Origin of the sequence: Vibrio sp. PID23_8, from assembly GCF_003584965.1 — a bacterium.
In the GTDB taxonomy this organism is placed as follows: domain Bacteria; phylum Pseudomonadota; class Gammaproteobacteria; order Enterobacterales; family Vibrionaceae; genus Vibrio.
The window spans coordinates 17,983-36,423 of sequence record NZ_LIXE01000014.1 but is presented as its reverse complement, the minus strand read 5'-3'; the positions used below and the strand labels follow the sequence as shown (position 1 = coordinate 36,423).

Annotated in this window: 15 protein-coding genes and 1 pseudogene; 7 read left to right on the top strand and 9 right to left on the bottom strand. The window is 47.6% G+C overall.

Annotated elements, in window-relative coordinates; all coding sequences use genetic code 11:
• Positions 1-32 precede the first annotated feature (32 nt).
• The 5 genes and pseudogenes from atpG to AK966_RS17355 all read left to right on the top strand — a co-directional run.
• Complete coding sequence (atpG, locus tag AK966_RS17375; protein WP_099080482.1) at positions 33-899, top strand: F0F1 ATP synthase subunit gamma; 867 nt, start codon at positions 33-35, stop codon at positions 897-899.
• Positions 900-934: 35 nt separating this feature from the next.
• A complete protein-coding gene (gene atpD, locus AK966_RS17370; RefSeq protein WP_119464601.1) occupies positions 935-2,338 on the top strand; it encodes a F0F1 ATP synthase subunit beta in 1,404 nt (467 codons plus the stop codon).
• 18 nt (positions 2,339-2,356) lie between these two features.
• Positions 2,357-2,779: a F0F1 ATP synthase subunit epsilon gene (locus tag AK966_RS17365; protein WP_099080480.1), complete on the top strand. Its 423-nt coding sequence runs from the start codon at positions 2,357-2,359 to the stop codon at positions 2,777-2,779.
• Between the two features lie 147 nt (positions 2,780-2,926).
• Positions 2,927-4,288, top strand: a complete 1,362-nt coding sequence (gene glmU, locus AK966_RS17360) for a bifunctional UDP-N-acetylglucosamine diphosphorylase/glucosamine-1-phosphate N-acetyltransferase GlmU (RefSeq protein WP_099080479.1) — start codon at positions 2,927-2,929, stop codon at positions 4,286-4,288.
• 111 nt (positions 4,289-4,399) lie between these two features.
• A pseudogene (locus AK966_RS17355) lies at positions 4,400-4,633 on the top strand (LysR substrate-binding domain-containing protein); the annotation flags it as partial.
• Between the two features lie 37 nt (positions 4,634-4,670).
• Here the strand turns inward: AK966_RS17355 and ilvA are convergent.
• The 5 genes from ilvA to ilvG are packed head-to-tail and all read right to left on the bottom strand — an operon-like array spanning position 4,671 to position 10,970.
• Positions 4,671-6,218, bottom strand: a complete 1,548-nt coding sequence (ilvA, locus tag AK966_RS17350; protein ID WP_119464600.1) for a threonine ammonia-lyase, biosynthetic — start codon at positions 6,216-6,218, stop codon at positions 4,671-4,673.
• Positions 6,219-6,221: 3 nt separating this feature from the next.
• On the bottom strand, positions 6,222-8,063 hold the full coding sequence (ilvD, locus tag AK966_RS17345; protein WP_099080477.1) for a dihydroxy-acid dehydratase: 1,842 nt from the start codon (positions 8,061-8,063) through the stop codon (positions 6,222-6,224).
• A 13-nt stretch (positions 8,064-8,076) separates the two neighbouring features.
• A complete protein-coding gene (gene ilvE / locus AK966_RS17340) occupies positions 8,077-9,015 on the bottom strand; it encodes a branched-chain-amino-acid transaminase (RefSeq protein ID WP_099080476.1) in 939 nt (312 codons plus the stop codon).
• A gap of 12 nt (positions 9,016-9,027) precedes the next feature.
• Positions 9,028-9,312: an acetolactate synthase 2 small subunit gene (ilvM, locus tag AK966_RS17335; RefSeq protein WP_099080475.1), complete on the bottom strand. Its 285-nt coding sequence runs from the start codon at positions 9,310-9,312 to the stop codon at positions 9,028-9,030.
• A gap of 11 nt (positions 9,313-9,323) precedes the next feature.
• Complete coding sequence (gene ilvG / locus AK966_RS17330; RefSeq protein WP_099080474.1) at positions 9,324-10,970, bottom strand: acetolactate synthase 2 catalytic subunit; 1,647 nt, start codon at positions 10,968-10,970, stop codon at positions 9,324-9,326.
• A gap of 462 nt (positions 10,971-11,432) precedes the next feature.
• Here ilvG and AK966_RS17325 point away from each other — a divergent pair, with 462 nt between their 5' ends.
• On the top strand, positions 11,433-12,956 hold the full coding sequence (locus tag AK966_RS17325; protein ID WP_119464599.1) for a YifB family Mg chelatase-like AAA ATPase: 1,524 nt from the start codon (positions 11,433-11,435) through the stop codon (positions 12,954-12,956).
• A 50-nt stretch (positions 12,957-13,006) separates the two neighbouring features.
• On the opposite strand, the gene AK966_RS17320 is transcribed toward AK966_RS17325, so the two are convergent.
• Positions 13,007-13,963 (bottom strand): DUF2860 domain-containing protein, encoded by a 957-nt coding sequence (locus AK966_RS17320; RefSeq protein WP_099080472.1) that lies wholly within the window; start codon positions 13,961-13,963, stop codon positions 13,007-13,009.
• Positions 13,964-14,130: 167 nt separating this feature from the next.
• Here AK966_RS17320 and AK966_RS17315 point away from each other — a divergent pair, with 167 nt between their 5' ends.
• The gene (locus tag AK966_RS17315; RefSeq protein WP_119464608.1) at positions 14,131-15,009 is read left to right on the top strand and encodes an acyltransferase; all 879 of its coding nucleotides are present in this window, start codon (positions 14,131-14,133) and stop codon (positions 15,007-15,009) included.
• Positions 15,010-15,050: 41 nt separating this feature from the next.
• Here AK966_RS17315 and AK966_RS17310 read toward each other — a convergent pair whose 3' ends face one another.
• Genes AK966_RS17310 through ccoG form a run of 3 tightly spaced genes read right to left on the bottom strand, consistent with a single transcriptional unit; the run spans position 15,051 to position 18,145 of the window.
• Positions 15,051-15,653, bottom strand: coding sequence for a thiol:disulfide interchange protein DsbA/DsbL (locus tag AK966_RS17310; protein ID WP_099080471.1), 603 nt, complete (start codon positions 15,651-15,653; stop codon positions 15,051-15,053).
• Between the two features lie 35 nt (positions 15,654-15,688).
• Positions 15,689-16,675 carry a serine/threonine protein kinase gene (locus tag AK966_RS17305; protein WP_119464607.1) on the bottom strand — a complete coding sequence of 329 codons (987 nt, stop codon included), beginning with the start codon at positions 16,673-16,675 and terminating at the stop codon, positions 15,689-15,691.
• A gap of 48 nt (positions 16,676-16,723) precedes the next feature.
• Positions 16,724-18,145, bottom strand: a complete 1,422-nt coding sequence (ccoG, locus tag AK966_RS17300) for a cytochrome c oxidase accessory protein CcoG (protein WP_099080470.1) — start codon at positions 18,143-18,145, stop codon at positions 16,724-16,726.
• Positions 18,146-18,441: the final 296 nt, after the last annotated feature.

Sequence of the window (18,441 nt, the reverse complement as noted above, 5' to 3'; positions counted from 1 at the left end):
CAGGTTCTGCCACCAACTAACGGAGAGTAACGATGGCCGGCGCAAAAGAGATACGTAATAAAATCGGTAGTGTTAAAAGCACGCAGAAAATTACGAAAGCGATGGAAATGGTAGCAGCTTCAAAAATGCGTCGTTCTCAAGACGCAATGCAAGCTTCTCGTCCATACGCTGAAACAATGCGTAAAGTGATCGGTCATGTGGCGAACGCAAATCTAGAGTACCGTCATCCGTACCTAGAAGAGCGTGAAGCTAAACGTGTTGGTTACATCATCGTTTCAACAGACCGCGGTCTGTGTGGTGGTTTGAACATTAACGTGTTCAAAAAAGCCGTAACAGACATGCAAGCATGGAAAGAGAAAGGTGCTGAAGTTGAGTTAGCAGTGATTGGCTCTAAAGCAACTGGCTTCTTCCGACATGGTGGCGCAAAAATTGCGGCACAGGTCTCTGGTCTTGGCGACAACCCAAGCTTAGAAGACCTCATTGGTTCTGTTGGCGTAATGCTTAAGAAATACGATGAAGGTGAACTGGACCGTCTATACGTGGTATTCAACAAATTTGTAAATACCATGGTTCAGCAACCAACGATCGATCAATTGCTACCTTTGCCTAAATCGGACAGCGAAGAGATGCAGCGTGAGCACTCATGGGACTACATCTATGAGCCTGAGCCAAAACCTCTACTGGATACGCTACTAGTGCGTTACGTAGAGTCTCAGGTATACCAAGGTGTGGTAGAGAATCTTGCTTGTGAGCAAGCGGCTCGAATGATTGCGATGAAGGCTGCAACGGATAACGCAACCAACTTGATTGAAGATCTAGAACTTGTGTACAACAAAGCCCGTCAGGCTGCGATCACACAAGAACTATCGGAAATCGTTGGTGGTGCATCTGCGGTTTAAGCTTAGGTAAAACGAAACAGTTTAGAGGATTAACGATGGCTACAGGTAAGATCGTACAGATCATCGGTGCGGTAGTCGACGTAGAGTTCCCACAGAGCGATGTACCAAGTGTATATGACGCTCTAAACGTAACGGACTCAAAAGAGCGTCTTGTTCTTGAAGTTCAACAACAGCTAGGCGGTGGCGTAGTTCGTTGTATCGTAATGGGTAGCTCTGATGGTTTACGTCGTGGAGTTGAAGTGGTTAACACTGGCGCTCCAATTTCAGTACCAGTAGGTACTAAAACTTTAGGTCGTATCATGAACGTCCTAGGTGACGCGATTGATGAGTGTGGTGAGATCGGTGCAGAAGAGACTTACTCTATTCACCGTGAAGCGCCAAGCTACGAAGAGCAATCAAACGAAACAGCACTTCTAGAAACCGGTGTTAAAGTAATCGACTTGGTTTGTCCATTCGCTAAGGGTGGTAAAATCGGTCTATTCGGTGGTGCAGGTGTAGGTAAGACCGTTAACATGATGGAACTTATCAACAACATCGCACTTCAACACTCTGGTCTATCAGTATTTGCTGGTGTTGGTGAGCGTACTCGTGAGGGTAACGACTTCTACTTTGAAATGCAGGAAGCGGGCGTTGTAAACGTTGAGAAGCCTGAAGAATCAAAAGTAGCGATGGTTTACGGTCAGATGAACGAGCCACCAGGCAACCGTCTACGTGTTGCACTGACGGGTCTAACAATGGCAGAGAAGTTCCGTGACGAAGGTCGTGACGTACTTCTGTTCATTGATAACATCTACCGTTACACGCTTGCAGGTACTGAGGTATCAGCACTGCTAGGTCGTATGCCTTCTGCGGTAGGTTACCAGCCAACGCTAGCAGAAGAGATGGGTGTACTTCAGGAGCGTATCACGTCAACTAAGCAAGGTTCTATCACGTCTGTACAGGCGGTATACGTACCTGCGGATGACTTGACTGACCCGTCTCCAGCAACCACGTTCGCGCACTTGGATGCAACGGTTGTACTTAACCGTAACATCGCAGCGATGGGTCTATACCCAGCGATCGACCCACTAGATTCTACATCTCGTATGCTAGATCCATTGGTTGTAGGTCAAGAGCACTACGACGTGGCTCGCGGTGTTCAGCAGACGCTTCAGCGCTACAAAGAGCTGAAAGACATCATCGCGATCCTAGGTATGGACGAGCTTTCTGAAGAAGATAAGCAAGTCGTATCTCGTGCACGTAAGATTGAGCGTTTCCTAACTCAGCCTTACCACGTAGCGGAAGTATTTACTGGTGACCCAGGCATTTACGTACCTCTTAAAGAGACTCTACGTGGCTTTAAAGGTCTACTAGCTGGTGAATACGATGACATTCCAGAGCAAGCGTTCATGTACTGCGGTACGATTGACGATGCTATCGAGAATGCGAAGAAGCTATAAGGCTAACTAGGAGGCGATATGGCACCAATAACCTTTCACCTAGACGTGGTAAGCGCAGAGAAACAAATTTTCTCTGGTCGCGTTGAAACGTTCCAGGTGACCGGTAGCGAGGGTGAGCTGGGTATTTTCCATGGCCACACTCCGCTGTTGTCCGCTATTAAGCCTGGTATGGTGCGTATTGTGAAACAGCACGGCCACGAAGAGTTCATTTATGTCTCTGGTGGTATGGTCGAAGTTCAGCCTGGTACTGCGACAGTACTGGCTGATACAGCGATTCGTGGTGAAGATCTAGACGCAGCTAAGGCTGAAGAAGCCAAGCGCCGCGCTGAGGAGCAAATCCAGAATCAGCATGGTGACATGGACTTCGCACAAGTGGCCAGCGAACTGGCTAAAGCCATTGCTCAGCTACGAGTTATCGAGCTGACAAAACAGCGTCGTTAATCAACAGCGTTGTTTCAATAGTGATAAAGGCGGTCATATGACCGCCTTTTTGCTTTTTTTTTGACGGAAATTTTTCCTCTGCAATTAACTAATTGACGATTAGTGTCTAAAATAGCCCCAGTTTTTATACAACGTATAGGTTACTTAATGAAATTTAGTGCGGTTATCCTCGCAGCGGGCAAAGGGACTCGCATGTATTCCAATAAACCGAAGGTGTTGCACACTTTAGCTGGCAAGCCAATGGTGAAACACGTAATTGATACCTGCAATGGATTAGGCGCGCAAAATATTCATTTGGTCTACGGTCACGGTGGGAATCAGATGCAGGAAACACTGGCAGAAGAGTCGGTAAACTGGGTACTGCAAGCTGAGCAACTGGGTACGGGTCATGCCGTTGATCAAGCATCACCTCAATTTGAAGATGATGAAAAGATCTTAGTACTTTACGGTGATGTGCCATTGATCTCCGAAGAGACACTTGAGGGGCTACTGGATGCACAGCCAACGGGTGGCATTGCCTTATTGACGGTGGTATTAGACAACCCGATGGGCTATGGCCGCATCGTGCGTAAAAATGGGCCTGTGATTGCAATCGTCGAGCAAAAAGACGCGACAGATGAGCAGAAATTAATTAAAGAGATCAACACGGGCGTGATGGTTGCGACAGGTGGCGATCTGAAGCGTTGGTTGTCAGGCTTAAACAACCAAAACGCACAGGGCGAATATTACTTAACGGACGTCATTGCCGCTGCGCATGATGAAGGCCGTGCTGTCGAGGCGGTACATCCAGTCAATCCAATTGAAGTGGAAGGTGTGAACGACCGTGCACAATTGGCTCGTCTAGAGCGTGCATTCCAGTCAATGCAAGCGCAAAAACTGTTAGAGCAAGGCGTGATGCTGCGTGATCCAGCTCGCTTTGATTTGCGTGGTGAACTGCAATGCGGTATGGATTGTGAAATTGATGTCAATGTTATTATTGAAGGCAAAGTAACCTTAGGTGATAACGTCGTCATCGGTACTGGTTGTGTATTGAAAGATTGCGAAATCGATGACAATACCATCGTTCGCCCTTACAGTGTGATTGAAGGGGCGACCGTCGGTGAAGAGTGTACCGTTGGTCCATTTACGCGCCTTCGTCCAGGGGCTGAGATGCGCAATGACTCTCACGTGGGTAACTTTGTTGAAGTGAAAAATGCACGTATCGGCGAAGGTTCTAAAGCCAATCACCTCACTTATCTCGGGGATGCAGAGATCGGTCAACGTACTAACATTGGTGCGGGTACCATCACTTGTAACTACGATGGTGCAAACAAGTTTAAAACCATCATTGGTAACGATGTGTTTGTCGGCTCTGATAGCCAGTTAGTGGCTCCTGTTACTATCTCTGATGGCGCAACCATTGGTGCTGGCACCACGTTGACCAAAGACGTGGGAGAAGGTGAGCTTGTGATCACTCGCGTGAAAGAGCGCAAAATTACGGGTTGGCAGCGACCAGTAAAACAGAAGTAAGTTTTTAACAATATAAACCAAAGCCGCTCATTATGAGCGGCTTTGTTGTCTATATAAGGTGCCATCACTGCAGCGCTTGCTGCACTTTGCTTCGCACTCGCTAATGCACGGTTTACTACGATTGGATGTTTAAAAAATGGGGTCGGGGTCGGTTATATGCCACGTCTTATTGCTATGCCTCTTATCCATGAGGGTGTGCTGGTGGAAAAGGTGCTGCAGGATGACAAGCCACTAAGCCAGTGTTGTTTGGTATGGCGTAAAGATGACAACCATAAGTTGATCCAATGGATGGTGGATTACTTAGGTGCTCCAAACCAGTTACATCAAGATTGGTTACAGTACTAATAAAAAGCCACTTTCAAGGAAAGTGGCTTTGTTGGTTCTAGGACAAGAAGAACTTGTAAGACGGGTTGTCTGTTTCGTCTTTACATTGATAGCCAAGTTCGCGTAAATGCGCAGAAAACTGAGCTAAATCGCTTTCATCTAACTCGAAACCACATAAAACGCGTCCGTAGTCCGCACCGTGGTTGCGGTAGTTGAACAAGCTGATATTCCAATGGGTTCCGAGTGTACTTAAGAACTTAAGCAGTGCTCCTGGGTACTCCGGGAACTCAAAGCTGTAGAGGCGTTCTTTGAGTGGCTTAGATGGCTTACCACCAATCATGTAGCGTACGTGCAGCTTCGCCATTTCATCTTCAGACAGGTCAACCACAGGGTAGCCACCATCACGTAAATCATGAATGATGTTTTCTAGCTCTTCCTGACCGCCTTGCAAACGCACACCGACAAAGATATTTGCTAATGCGTCATCGTTGTAGCGATAGTTAAACTCCGTCACCGCGCGGCCGCCAATGAGATTACAGAACTCAAAGAATGCGCCTTGACGCTCAGGGATGGTGACCGCAAGCAGACCTTCACGTTTCTCACCAAGTTCACAACGCTCAGAAACATAACGCAGACCATGGAAGTTGGTGTTGGCACCAGACAGCACAGTGCCTAGATTCTTGCCTTCCAGTTTGTTCTGTTCTGCAAACTTCTTCAAACCCGCCAGAGCAAGTGCTCCCGAAGGCTCTGCAATCGCACGGGTGTCTTCAAAGATGTCTTTGACTGCCGCGCAGATTTCATCACTGGAGACCGCAATATGGCCATCAATGTACTTTTGGCATAAACGGAATGTCTCTTCACCAATACGCTTTACTGCCACACCATCGGCAAACATGCTGACTTGGTCAAGCACGACAGGCTCTCCGGCATCCAGTGCCGCTTTTAGGCATGATGAGTCTTCCGGTTCTACGGCAATCACTTTGATTTCCGGCATTAGTTGTTTCACCAGTACTGCAACACCAGCGGCTAAACCACCGCCACCGACAGGAACGAAGATGTAATCAAGGTGACCATTTTGCTGCAGCATTTCCATGCCGATGGTGCCTTGACCTGCAATCACTAGTGGATGGTCGAATGGCGGAACAAAGGTGTAACCATGTAGCCCTGAAAGGCGTTCGGCTTCGGCTTTTGCTTCATCAAAGTTGCTGCCGTGCAGCACCACATTGCCACCAAAACTGCGCACCGCATCGACTTTAATGTCAGGTGTTGTCTTTGGCATCACAATGGTGGTTTTGATGCCAAGCTTAGTGCCTGAAAGTGCCATGCCCTGTGCGTGGTTGCCAGCGGATGCAGCAATCACGCCCGCGGTTTTTTGCGCTTCAGATAAACTTGCCACCATGTTGTATGCGCCGCGCAACTTGAATGAGTGCACGGGCTGACGATCTTCTCGTTTGATTTGCACATGGTTGCCGATACGCTCAGTAAGGCGAGGCATATCTTGTAGTGGTGTCACCGTCGCGACTTCATACACAGGCGCACGGAGGATTTGGCGCAGATAGTCTGCGCCAGTTTGAGGCTCTTGCCCTGAAAATAGAGAGTCGGTCATAAGCTAGCCCTCTAGCTTAGATTTGTCTCGTACTGCACCTTTGTCAGCACTGGTCGCCATACTTGCGTACGCTTTGAGTGCAAATGAAACTTCACGTTGACGGTCAACTGGCTTCCAGCCTAATTCGTCTTGTTTTGCACGGCGCTCAGCAAGTTCTTGTTCCGACACTTCGAGTGAAATCGAACGGTTTGGGATATCAATTGCGATCATGTCGCCTTGTTTAACCAAGCCAATAGCTCCGCCGTTGGCAGCCTCAGGAGAGGCGTGGCCGATAGACAGACCAGATGTACCACCAGAGAAACGACCGTCAGTCAGAAGCGCACACTCTTTACCAAGTCCCATCGATTTTAGGTAAGTGGTTGGGTAAAGCATCTCTTGCATGCCCGGACCACCTTTAGGGCCTTCGTAACGGATAACAACCACGTCGCCAGCTTTGACTTTACCGCCCAAGATGCCTTCTACCGCATCTTCTTGGCTTTCAAATACCACTGCAGGGCCAGTGAATTTAAGAATGCTCTCATCAACGCCTGCGGTTTTAACGATACAGCCGTCTAATGCGATGTTGCCTGATAGAACCGCTAGACCGCCTTCTTGGCTAAAGGCATGATCGATGGCACGAATACAACCTTCTACACGATCGTCGTCAAGGCGATCCCAGCGACAATCTTGTGAGAAAGCTTGAGTGGTACGAATGCCAGCAGGACCTGCTCGGAAGAACTTTAGTACGTCTTCATCTTCCGTTTGGATGATGTCGTATTTCGCTAACTGCTCCTTCATTGAAAGACCAAGTACAGTGCGAGCTTGATTGTGTAGTAGACCTGCACGGTCTAGTTCACCAAGGATAGCCATGACACCACCAGCGCGGTGTACGTCTTCCATGTGATATTTTTGCGTGGATGGTGCTACTTTACATAGGTGTGGTACTTGGCGAGACAGACGATCGATATCTTCCATATCGAAATCCACTTCACCTTCTTGTGCGGCTGCCAATAGGTGCAAAATGGTGTTAGTTGAGCCACCCATCGCGATATCCAGTGCCATTGCGTTTTCAAAGGCATCAAAGGTTGCGATGTTGCGTGGCAATGCCGATTCGTCATCTTGCTCGTAGTAACGACGAGTCAGTTCAACAATGCGACGACCTGCATTAAGGAATAGCTGCTCACGGTCAGCGTGAGTTGCTAGCATTGAACCATTACCTGGTTGAGATAGACCCAGCGCTTCAGTTAGGCAGTTCATTGAGTTTGCCGTGAACATTCCTGAACACGATCCACAGGTTGGACATGCGCTGCGTTCGATCTGCTCGCTTTGTTCATCAGACACTTTTGGATCCGCGCCTTGGATCATTGCATCAACAAGGTCTAGCTTGATGATCTGATCAGAAAGCTTGGTTTTACCCGCTTCCATTGGACCACCAGACACGAAGATGACAGGGATGTTGAGGCGCATGGATGCCATTAACATTCCCGGAGTGATTTTGTCACAGTTAGAGATACACACCATTGCATCGGCACAATGCGCGTTAACCATGTACTCCACAGAGTCTGCGATCAGTTCGCGAGATGGCAGCGAGTAGAGCATGCCGCCGTGACCCATAGCGATACCATCATCTACCGCGATGGTGTTGAATTCTTTGGCGATACCGCCTGCTTTTTCGATTTCACGGGCAACAAGTTGACCCATGTCTTTGAGATGTACGTGACCCGGAACAAATTGAGTAAACGAGTTTACGACGGCAATGATTGGCTTACCGAAGTCTTCATCTTTTACGCCTGTTGCACGCCATAATGCACGCGCCCCCGCCATGTTGCGACCATGTGTGGTGGTAGCTGATCTATATTTTGGCATTTCCTAATCCTTCTTACTTTTGCTCTGGGTACACATAGTCTAACCAACCCCACTTATCTTCGGTGGTGCCGTTAAATAGGCCAAAGTAGGCCGTTTGCAGTTCTTTAGTAATTGGGCCGCGTTTGCCAGTGCCCACTTCAATTTTGTCGATGGTTGCCACTGGCACAACTTCGGCCGCGGTACCTGTCATAAATACTTCATCGGCAAGGTAAAGTGCTTCACGAGCAATATTCGCTTCACGTACTTCATAACCTTTATCGCGTGCAATGGTCATGATCGAGTCACGAGTGATGCCCGGGAGAATCGCGCTGGTTGCTGGTGGTGTGGTGATCACGCCATCTTTGATGACAAAGATATTTTCACCGGCACCTTCCGATAGATAACCATCAACGCTTAGAGCAATGCCTTCATCGTAACCGTGGCGACGCGCTTCACCACCAACCAACAGTGAGGAAAGGTAGTTGCCGCCTGCTTTTGCTGCGGTAGGGATGGTATTTGGTGCGGCGCGGTTCCAGCTAGAAATCATTGCATCAACGCCTGCTTCTAACGCTTCTTCGCCTAGGTATGAACCCCAAGGGAACGCTGCAATGATTAGGTCCATCTCTGTACCAACAGGTGGGCACACACCCAAACCGACATTACCGACAAAACCCAATGGGCGAATGTAAGCGCTATCGAGTTTGTTCTGGCGTAGTGTTTCGCGTGTTGCTTCCATGATTTCTTCTACGGAGTATGGGATCGGGAAGCGGTAGATCTTGGCAGAGTCTTTTAAACGTTGTGCGTGTTCACGGTGACGGAAGACAATTGGCCCTTTTGGCGTGTTGTAGCAGCGTACGCCTTCAAAAACAGAGGTGCCGTAATGCATCGCATGAGTAAGAACGTGAACGTTCGCCTCTGCCCACGGAACCATCTCACCATTAAACCAAATAAAATCTGCAGTGTTCATTGCCATTTATTGCCTTCCTTATGCACTCACGTGTTGTTGTAAGTTGTGATTTGGGAGTTCATCGTTGCAGATCTTAAGTACTTCAACAGTACGGATATCCCACAACTTCTCAATTTGATTGACCAAAAAAGAGATCGGTCGATCGCTGTCGACGATGATCTCTACGCTGGCGACTCTGCTTGCGTGGTTTTGCGTTGCAGCCACTTGTTTGATCACAAAGCCTCGGTGACGAATCACACGAAGAACGCGCTCTAACAGTACCGGTTTGTCATCGGCTTTGATGTCGAGTAAATATCTGTCCATGTGATGGTCTCCTAGGTGTTTTCCAACATATCACTGTTTGATGCGCCAGGTGGTACAAGTGGCCACACGTTCTCTTCTTCATCGATCAAAACGTGAAGCAGGTATGAAGTTTTGCTTTCCAGCATCTCTTTGAGCGCCGGTTCGACTTCTTCTTTCTTGGTGATGGTTTTCCCCGGAATATCGAACGCTTTTGCCAGCATGACGAAGTCTGGGTTGTCATCAAGAATGGTTTCACTGTGGCGACCATCAAAGAACAATGACTGCCACTGACGAACCATGCCAAGACGCTGGTTGTTGAGGAGAACAATCTTCACGGGGATCTGACGACGTTTCAGCGTGCCGAGTTCTTGCACGTTCATCATGAATGAGCCGTCACCAGAAATAAGAATAGACTGATCATCCGCTCGAGCGACAGCTGCGCCCATCGCAGCTGGTAAGCCAAACCCCATGGTGCCAAGACCTGCAGAGGTTATGAAGTTTTGTGGAGCTCGCGGTTGGATATGCTGTGCAGCCCACATCTGATGCTGACCTACGTCGGTTGAGACAATTGAGCTATCCGGCATCATATCTGACAGTTGCTTAAGTAATAACGGTGCGTAGATAAGTTCGCCTGGGTGGTCGTAGCGCCATTTGAATCCGCTACGTAGGCTTTCACTGTGATGCACCCAAGGTGAAATATCTTGGGTTAATTCTAACTGAGGAAGAATGGTATTGATATCGCCGCGCAGTGGTGCATTGGCGTGGCGCAGCTTATGGATTTCTGCCGCATCGATATCGATATGAATCACTTTCGCATGTGGGGCAAAGGTATCAAGCTTACCTGTCACGCGGTCATCAAAACGAGCCCCAACCACAATCAAAAGGTCACATTCTTGAACTACAAGGTTAGCCGCTTTGGTGCCGTGCATACCCAACATACCCAGGTAGTGCGGGTCATGGCGTTCAATTGTCCCTAAGCCTTTTAGCGTGCTTACCGCTGGCATTGGGTTTAAACGTAGGAACTCACGTACTGCTCCTGTTGCTTTCGCTAGCTGAACACCACCGCCGACGTATAATACAGGGCGGGTAGAAGCGGCCAGTACTTGTTGTGCGCGTTTGATGTCTTTATCGCTCACTTGAGGGATAGCTGGTGGAATATATGGAGGCAGGAGCTCGGTTGGCGCCTGTGCAAGCTGAACGTCTTTGGCTATATCGACAATCACAGGGCCCGGGCGACCGGCTTTTGCCACTTCGAACGCTTCGGCGAGTGTTGGGGCAAGGTCTTTAATGTCGGTCACTAGATAGCTGTGTTTGGTACAAGCTAGGGATATTCCGATCACATCTATTTCTTGGAATGCGTCGGTACCGATATGAGAGCTAGCAACCTGACCTGTGATGGCGACGAGAGGAACGGAATCGAGGAAGGCATCGGCAAGGCCAGTAACAAGGTTGGTGGCGCCTGGGCCGGAAGTGGCCATACAAACCGCAACGTCTTGTGTCGCGCGAGCCATCCCGATAGCGGCCATCGCAGCCCCTTGCTCATGACGGCATAAGATGTGCTCGACACCTCCGTCATACAACGCATCGTAGATTGGCATGATGGCTCCCCCCGGATACCCAAACACCGTCTTGATACCTTGCTGCCTTAAAGCGGCTACGACTAGTTCTGCACCGGTCATCGTAAACCTCCTTTGCTACGTTGTGGCTCGTAGCTATCGCCATGCGTTTTGCACTTCATGTGCACTCCCATTCTTCCCGTTAAGCTGTCTGAGGGTTAGACAGATGACAACGTGTAGTTGTAAAAAAACCCCCGGACTTCTCAGTGCGGGGGTTTTTTGTAATTTGTGGTTATCTTTCGCCCACAATACCCCGTGCGGTGCCAATAATGACCACGATAATCAGGGCTAGCAGTGAGTTGATGTGAGCGATTAAGTTCATCTGTCTGTCGTTCTGTTTTCGTTAAAAAGTATTGTGTAATGTTCTACGAAAATGTTTGCGTCACTAGTGGTAACACACAAATCTGCTGCATGACAAGCAAAAACTCATTCTTTTTTCACATTTAGTTCCAATCTGTACGCGCTATATAACCTATCCAGATAGGTAATCTATGATCATATAACGTATACAAAATTGAGGAATTTATGGGGCTGGCAATCATTCATAGTCGGGCAAGTGTGGGTGTGCAAGCGCCGTCAGTTAGCGTGGAAGTTCACATCAGTAATGGGATGCCAGGCTTTACGCTGGTTGGATTACCAGAAACCACAGTAAAAGAATCGAAAGATCGCGTTCGCAGTGCGATCGTCAATTCAAATTTTCAGTTTCCTGCCAAGCGTATTACGGTCAATCTGGCACCAGCGGATTTGCCTAAAGAAGGGGGGCGCTTTGATCTGCCGATTGCATTAGGGATTTTGGCTGCTTCAGAGCAGATCGCGACAGATAAGCTCAAAAGTTATGAGTTTGTCGGTGAATTAGCGCTTTCTGGTGGATTGAGAGCGGTAAAAGGTGTGTTGCCAGCGGCGCTTGCTGCGAATAAGAAACAGCGCTGTTTAGTGGTGCCCCATGCCAATGGCGATCAGGCGGCGTTAGTCGGTAAAGATCAGCACAAATCAGCCCAATCATTATTGGAAGTCTGTGCTGAGCTTTGTGGCCAACATCAATTAAATTTGTACCAAACACTTAAGAAAAAAGAGGTTAAGACACACCGTCGTGACTTGCAGGACATTATTGGTCAGCAGCAGGGTAAGCGAGCGCTGGAGATTGCAGCTGCAGGGAATCACAATCTCCTTTTTCTTGGCCCTCCAGGTACCGGCAAGACCATGTTGGCTTCTCGCTTGTGTGACTTATTACCTGAAATGAGCGATGAAGAAGCGATGGAAACGGCCGCTGTTGCATCGCTAACTCAAAGTGAAATCAATGAACACAACTGGAAGACAAGGCCACTTCGCGCGCCGCATCACTCTAGCTCCATGGCGGCATTGGTTGGCGGAGGCTCCATCCCAAGGCCGGGAGAGATCTCGTTAGCTCATAACGGCTTATTGTTCTTAGATGAGATGCCAGAGTTTGACCGAAAAGTGCTTGATTCTTTGCGTGAGCCTTTAGAGTCTGGGGAGATTATTATCTCACGCGCACAAGGTAAAACTCGCTTTCCAGCCCGCTTTCAATTGGTCGGTGCACTCAATCCAAGTCCAACAGGTTATTACGAAGGCAACCAAGCGCGAACCAACCCACAGGCGATATTGCGTTATCTTGGTCGCTTATCCGGGCCCTTGCTCGATCGCTTTGACATGTCGCTAGAAATTCCAGCACTACCCAAAGGCACACTGGCTGAAGGGGGAGATAGGGGAGAGCCGACAGCTGTCGTTAAAGAGCGGGTGAATAAAGCGCGTGGCTGCATGCTCAATCGCAGTGGTAAAGTAAATGCACTGCTGGGGAGTCGTGAGATAGAAGCTTTCTGCCCGCTGCAGAAAAGCGATGCGGAGTTTTTGGAAAATGCACTTCATCGCCTTGGGCTTTCTATTCGGGCTTATCACCGGATCATCAAAGTGGCGCGTACCATTGCTGACCTTGAAGGATCGCCACAAATTGAGCGTCCCCATCTTGCCGAAGCATTAGGTTATCGAGCGATGGATAGATTGCTCAAACAGTTGACCGCGCAAGCCGTGTAGATGAGTAGAAAATCGCAGCGAGAAAACGTCACTTGCTGCGATTAAAGCGATTAGAAAGCGTAGTTCAAACCGACAGTCAGTAGGGACTCTTTTTCATCGTAGAAGGTGATGTTGGAGTCGTTGTGCCCATAACCTGCCAGAGAAATGAGCGACCAATTTTGCCAATCGAACACATTCTTATACTCGTAGGCGGCGAATAAACTGAGTTTGCCGTCATCACGTATTTTATCGAACGTGTCACTTGCTGCTTCGTAGTTTTTCAATGTGTAGCCTGCCGTAACCGCAAAACGATGGCGATTAACGAACTTGAACCAACTGAGTTCGAATCGGTAGGAGTCGAAGGATTCAGCATCGCCATCCGCATCTTGGTAGACGTAGGTAAGTGCGGGTTGCAGTATCGACGTGCGGCTAAGTGGAATGCGGTAGTCACCTTTGATATAGTAGATCTTTGCATCACGCAGCAGGGAAGAATCGGTCACGGTATCTTTCTCTACGTTTTTCTCTGCGTAAGCCAAATCAAGATTAAAGTTGTTGTCTAAGAAGCGGTTGATTTGGAGACGAAACGCATTGCCGCCTTCATCGGTGGTTTTTCTCGATTGCCCAGTTAGGTATGGGTCTTGCCATGTCTCTCCTTTCAAGATGGTCGGTAGATAGGAAAAGTCGAGCACAGTGTCCGAAGCGAGTTGGTATTTATAACCAAGCTGGAAGGCGAGAGTACCGATCGCGATATCGGAGCGCGTAGTACCAGCGTACACTTGGTGATTGAGTTTGTTACCCAAGGTATACGCGGCGCTGCCCAAAGGAGCTACGATAAAAGATTCATCACTTTCGGCACGCTGGTTGAGTGACGTAATTGTGCTATTGCCATCGGTGTTGAAGTTGGACTCTGATGAGACGAAGCCAGTATTCAATGAAATCTCGCCGCTAAAACCGGCGGTTTCTGCAAGTTGAGCTTGTGCTGAACTGACGATAAAGGCCAAAGGCAATAAGGTGATCCTTGGATTCATTCGCTTTCTCCTTGTTTGTCGAATGAAGAGTGTTTTTGAGCATGAGTTCACTTTTTTATTGTGAAAACAAATCTGACCATTGTTACAAATGTTTCAATGTGACCATGGACTTGTATAATTACACGCTGTTTTATTACTCACGCACTTTAAGCTATTGTTTGATGAAGATGTTGGCATACCTAATATTTATTTTTACCGTTTTTTTCGTGATTTTAAACTCTGCTCTTTGCTCTATCGCAATTTGTATCATCGCTATTTTTAAGCGGTTGCTTCCAACTGCGAAGCTTAAAGCCAAAGGCACAGAGGCTGCCAACAAAATGATGTGGGTTTGGGCCACTGTCAATGCTGGCATTCTTGCCTTGTTCAACCGCGTTGAGTGGGATATTCAAGGTGGCGACAATCTAAAGAAGGACGGTTGGTACCTGCTGATCAGTAATCATCTTAGTTGGACTGATATTGTTGTACTGTGTTGTGTATTTAAAGATCGCATTCCAATGCCAAAATTTTTCTTAAAACAGCAATTATTGTATGTGCCTTTTATTGGTATGGCCTGTTGGGCGCTGGATATGCCATTTATGCGTCGCTATTCTCGAGAGTATTTGATCCGCAATCCGCACAAGCGTGGTCAAGATTTGCAAACCACGCGCAGCTCATGTGCCAAGTTCAAACACACGCCAACTACGGTGGTAAATTACGTCGAAGGCACTCGTTTCACCGAGGAAAAGCAACGCAAGAGCCGTGTGGGTTATCAACATTTGTTGCAGCCAAAATCTGGGGGTATTGCTTACACGCTAGCGGCGATGGGCGATCAGTTTGAGAACATCATTGATGTGACCTTGGCGTACCCAGAAAACACCGATAAGCCATTTAAAGACATATTGATGGGACGGATGAACAAGATTGTCGTGCGGGTCAGTGTACTACCCGTGGATGAGCGTGTTCTGGGGGATTACTTCAACGACAAGCTTTACAAGCGTCAGTTCCAGCAGTGGCTTGGTGATGTGTGGCAAGAGAAAGACCAGTTGTTGCAAGGCATTCATAAATAACAAAGGGGAACACCAGCTCCCCTTTTGGCGTTTGGTGTGAATTACTTTAGCGTAAGCAAGTAATTCACTAGAGCAAAGTATTCATCGGTTGATTTGATACTTTGCGCTTGAATCAGGTACTTGTTGTTAACGACAACCGCTGGAACGCCAGTGATGCCGCTGTTTTCAAATTGCTTATCCATACGGCGAGCCATAGAGTCGACCGCGAAGCCTTTAAATGCCGCGTCGAATTTCTTTGCATCAATACCTTCATCAATGAAGATTTGGCGCAGTTCTACTTCGTCACGAGGAGCTTTACCCATGTTATGAATGCGGTTAAAGAGCACTGGCACCATTTTGTCTTCGACGTTCAGCACAACTATCGTGGCGTATGCTTTATTCATTGAGATCCCCATGTTGCCACCCATGAATGACACGTGGTTCTTTTGTAGTTTTACGTTTTCTGGCAGCTGCTTTTTCAGTTGCTGAATGATCGGCTCAAATCGATTACAGGCAGGGCAGTAGAAAGAGAAGAACTCGGTCACGAGTGGCTTTTTAGATGCCTCCAGATCCAATACCTTGTAATGCTCCCCTTCTTTAAATTGTGCAGCATGTGCCGATAGGCTTAGCATGAGCATAGAAAACAGTGCGAACAGCTTTTTCATCTAAATATCTCCATTTTTTTATTGTTTGGCCTAACTTACCATTGGGGCATTAAAGACAGTGGTGCTTCTTCTAAACTGGCAATCTGCTCTTTAAATCCAAGTACCTGACCTTCCCAGTATTTTGGCTCATTAAACCATGGAAAAGCGAGCGGAAATGCGGGGTCATGCCAGCGTTTTGTTAGCCATGCCATATAGTGGACCATTCGTAGACCGCGTAGTGGCTCAATTAGTTTCAATTCTGTCGCGTTAAAATCGCAAAACTCTTGATATCCCTCGAGGATAATATCGAGCTGCATTAACTTATCTTGGCGTTCACCATTCAGTAACATCCACAAATCTTGCACGGCAGGGCCATTACGTGAGTCATCCAAATCGACAAACATCGGGCCATCGCGCCATAGAATATTACCTGGGTGGCAGTCACCGTGCAGGCGAATAGTGTTAAAGCCTTCTTGCCAGTGACTTTCGATCGCTTTGATAAGTATGTCCAAATCATTGAAGAAGCTGTTTTCTAAATGCATTGGGATCATGTCTGAACTTTGCAGAATCTCACGGGGTTGGTAGAGGTATTCTTGCAAGCTAATTGTCGGACGATGCTGAAATGCTTTTTTGCTGCCCACTTTGTGGATACGTCCAAGAAAACGGCCAACGCCTTCCAGTTGTTCAAGGTTGTCGACTTCAAACTGACGACCACCCACGCTTTCAAATAGAGCAAAGCCATAACCTTGGTAATGATGTAGGGTTTGGCCATTGATGCATATAGGGGGAGCGACGGGGATTTCGTTGTCGATCAGTTCAAGCGTGAAGTTGTGCTCTTCCTGAATCTGCTCGTTTCTCCAACGCTCAGGGCGATAAAACTTCACCACGTAGCGTTGGCGCTCTTCGTCAGTGAATTGGTAAACGCGGTTTTCGTAACTGTTGAGAGGAAGAAAACCAGATTCTGCACGAATACCGATGCTCTCTAGTGCATACCACATAAAGTCGGGCGTTAGGGCATCAAAGTTGAAAGTACCTTGGGACATATAAATAAAAAGGCTCATTGCTGAGCCTTGTTCCATTAGTTATCGAAGTTATAGCTTCTTGATAAATCGGCTTTCCACTTCGATAGTGAATTCGTTGCTCTTATCGCTGAGTATAAACTGAATTGTCGTGATCGCAGAGTTTAGCTTGTCAGGATCTGCGCCTAGGCTCATTGGTAAGTTGAAGACTTCGCCCGGCTGTACCTCAATGGTCTGTTTGCCGTACCAACTGACGTTGCTCAACCCTTCCACATCCAAGTTGTATTCTTGAACTTGTTGGGTTTTGTTGATGATTTTCAGGGTGTAGGTGTTTTCCACTTCGCCAGAGCTGTTCACGCGGAACAACTGGTTACGATCACGCAGTACGCTCATGCCGGCTGGGTCAACGGAGGTGACTTGAAGGAAGAACAAGCCAATCATCACCAACAACACTGCGCCATAGCCAAGTAGTTTCGGACGCAGAACCTTGGTTTGTTTACCGGATAAGCGGTGCTCGGTGGTGTAATTGATCAGGCCTTTCTCATAGCCCATACGCTCCATGGTTTGGTCACATGCATCAATACAGGCCCCACAGTTGATGCATTCGTACTGTAAGCCGTCACGAATGTCTATACCTGTTGGGCACACCTGAACACACAGATCACAGTCGATACAGTCACCTAAACCAAGCTGTGTTGGATCGGCTTTACGAGAGCGAGGTCCGCGTTGCTCACCACGTGTGGTGTCGTAGCCCACAATAAAAGTGTCTTTATCAAACATTGCTGATTGGAAGCGCGCATATGGACACATGTGTAAGCAGACGATGGATCGCATCCAACCTGCATTGGCGTAGGTGCAGATGGCAAAAAACATCACCCAAAAAACAGGCCAAAAGCTGGAACTTAACGTGAAAAAGCCCAGTACCAGTTGTTTAATGGGGACAAAGTACCCAACAAAAGTGAAGCCAGTCGCGAGCGCAATAGCAAACCAAGCGATGTGTTTGAGCATTTTGCGCATCGCTAAATTGGCAGTTATTTTATTGGCGTCTTGCTTGCGGCGTTTATTTGCGCTGCCCTCTAACTTTTCTTCAAACCAGATGTACATAAAGGTCCATACGGTTTGTGGACACAGATACCCACACCAAACCCGACCTAAAAAGGTAGTAATGAAGAACAATCCAAATGCCGCGATGACAAACAGTAAAGCGAGTAAGGTTAGGTCTTGAGGGTAAAGGGTGGTACCGACAAAGTTAAATTGCTGGTTGCCAATATCAAGTAAAATGGCCTGACGTTCGCCATAAGGAATCCATGGCGTAATCGCGAACAGCAGTAGCAAGAACCAACCACCGTAGCGGCGCAGTTTTTGGTAGGTTCCTTTACTTTCACGAACATAAATTCGATTGCTAGGATTGAACCGATCGCCTTTCCCTTTGTGGGTTTTCGGATTATAGCTTTTGGGAGTCACATCTTTGATATCGATTTTATCCTGACTCATGGACATTTCCTTCTTTAGGCTTTTTATCATGTGCGGCGACACTTCTGTTGATGCCACTCGATAACATCGTTGCTATACCCATGTCATGAACCATGACAGGACAAATTATTTTAGTAAACACTGATGAACGGAGGATTATACAATTAATAACAATTGCGTTTCTTTAACGCAGTCAACGTTTAACAACAAAAGTCAGTGCAGTTAACTTGATAAATGAGTGAACAGTGATAGTAGTTACTTGAATCTACTTGATGTTGTTATAAAAAAGCGACTCGGATGAGCCGCTTAGAAGGGGG

Excerpts from the sequence above, each read along its gene's own strand:
- atpG (WP_099080482.1), top strand. The coding sequence starts at position 33 with ATGGCCGGCGCAAAAGAGATACGTAATAAAATCGGTAGTGTTAAAAGC.
- atpD (WP_119464601.1), top strand. The coding sequence starts at position 935 with ATGGCTACAGGTAAGATCGTACAGATCATCGGTGCGGTAGTCGACGTA.
- AK966_RS17365 (WP_099080480.1), top strand. The coding sequence starts at position 2,357 with ATGGCACCAATAACCTTTCACCTAGACGTGGTAAGCGCAGAGAAACAA.
- glmU (WP_099080479.1), top strand. The coding sequence starts at position 2,927 with ATGAAATTTAGTGCGGTTATCCTCGCAGCGGGCAAAGGGACTCGCATG.
- ilvA (WP_119464600.1), bottom strand. The coding sequence starts at position 6,218 with ATGACCGACTCTCTATTTTCAGGGCAAGAGCCTCAAACTGGCGCAGAC.
- ilvD (WP_099080477.1), bottom strand. The coding sequence starts at position 8,063 with ATGCCAAAATATAGATCAGCTACCACCACACATGGTCGCAACATGGCG.
- ilvE (WP_099080476.1), bottom strand. The coding sequence starts at position 9,015 with ATGGCAATGAACACTGCAGATTTTATTTGGTTTAATGGTGAGATGGTT.
- ilvM (WP_099080475.1), bottom strand. The coding sequence starts at position 9,312 with ATGGACAGATATTTACTCGACATCAAAGCCGATGACAAACCGGTACTG.
- ilvG (WP_099080474.1), bottom strand. The coding sequence starts at position 10,970 with ATGACCGGTGCAGAACTAGTCGTAGCCGCTTTAAGGCAGCAAGGTATC.
- AK966_RS17325 (WP_119464599.1), top strand. The coding sequence starts at position 11,433 with ATGGGGCTGGCAATCATTCATAGTCGGGCAAGTGTGGGTGTGCAAGCG.
- AK966_RS17320 (WP_099080472.1), bottom strand. The coding sequence starts at position 13,963 with ATGAATCCAAGGATCACCTTATTGCCTTTGGCCTTTATCGTCAGTTCA.
- AK966_RS17315 (WP_119464608.1), top strand. The coding sequence starts at position 14,131 with ATGTTGGCATACCTAATATTTATTTTTACCGTTTTTTTCGTGATTTTA.
- AK966_RS17310 (WP_099080471.1), bottom strand. The coding sequence starts at position 15,653 with ATGAAAAAGCTGTTCGCACTGTTTTCTATGCTCATGCTAAGCCTATCG.
- AK966_RS17305 (WP_119464607.1), bottom strand. The coding sequence starts at position 16,675 with ATGTCCCAAGGTACTTTCAACTTTGATGCCCTAACGCCCGACTTTATG.
- ccoG (WP_099080470.1), bottom strand. The coding sequence starts at position 18,145 with ATGAGTCAGGATAAAATCGATATCAAAGATGTGACTCCCAAAAGCTAT.